The organism is Cryobacterium sp. 10I1, from assembly GCF_035019805.1.
Classification (GTDB): domain Bacteria; phylum Actinomycetota; class Actinomycetes; order Actinomycetales; family Microbacteriaceae; genus Cryobacterium; species Cryobacterium glucosi.
This window is the reverse complement of the sequence record NZ_JASJVF010000503.1, coordinates 1-1,013: the sequence shown is the minus strand read 5'-3', so window position 1 is coordinate 1,013 and position 1,013 is coordinate 1. Positions and strand designations below refer to the sequence as shown.

The window sequence follows — 1,013 nt, the reverse complement described above, 5'->3', positions numbered from 1 at the left end:
AAGCTAAGACTCTCAGCGCCGATGGTACTGCAGGGGGGACCCTGTGGGAGAGTAGGACACCGCCGGACTTAACTTAGAAACACCAGAAATACACAAAATGGCCACCTAACGGGTGGCCATTTTGCGTTAAGCCGTAGGCTTGACGAGTCTGCCTTCGAGGCAACCAATTACACAGGAGACACAGTGAGCCCTTCAGGAACTAACGGTAATGACGCACGCGACGGCGGACGCCCGCCCGGGGCTCGCGGCAACAACGGCTCCGGCGGCTATCAGGGCCGCTCCGATCGCCCTCAGCGCGACGGTGAGCGTCCTCCCTATAAGGGCAACTCCGACCGTCCCCAGCGTGACGGCGAACGTCCCCCTTACCGTGGCACCAACGACCGTTCGCAGGGTGGCGAACGTGCACCGTACCGCGGAAACAATGACCGTCCCCAGGGCGACCGCTCCCAGTACGGCGACCGTCCCGCCTATCGCGGCAACACCGACCGCCCGCAGAGCGGCGAGCGTGCCCCGTACCGCGGGAACAGCGAGCGCCCCCAGGGCGATCGTCCCCAGTACCGTGCAAACAGCGACCGTCCGCAGCGCGACGGCGATCGTCCTCCGTACCGCGGCAACAACGAGCGTCCGCAGAGTGGCGAGCGTGCCCCTTACCGTGGCAATTCCGATCGTCCGCAGCGTGATGGTGAGCGTCCCCCCTACCGCGGGAACTCCGACCGTCCCCAGGGCGACCGTGCTCCGTACCGTGGCAACTCCGATCGTCCGCAGTCCGGTGAGCGCGCGCCCTACCGCGGCAACACTGAGCGCCCGCAGCGTGATGGTGAGCGTCCTCCGTACCGCGGTAATTCCGAGCGTCCGCAGTCGGGCGAGCGTGCCCCGTACCGCGGCAATTCCGAGCGCCCCCAGGGCGACCGTGCTCCGTACCGTGGCAACTCCGAGCGTCCGCAGTCCGGTGAGCGCGCGCCCTACCGCGGCAACACTGAGCGCCCGCAGCGTGATGGTGAGCGTCCTCCGTA

General features: G+C 67.0%; 1 protein-coding gene. It reads right to left on the bottom strand.

Annotated elements, in window-relative coordinates; all coding sequences use genetic code 11:
- Nucleotides 1-192: 192 nt before the first annotated feature.
- Nucleotides 193-1,013 (bottom strand): hypothetical protein (locus tag QN345_RS19410; RefSeq protein WP_323508190.1); only part of this gene is annotated, 821 nt, incomplete at its 5' end.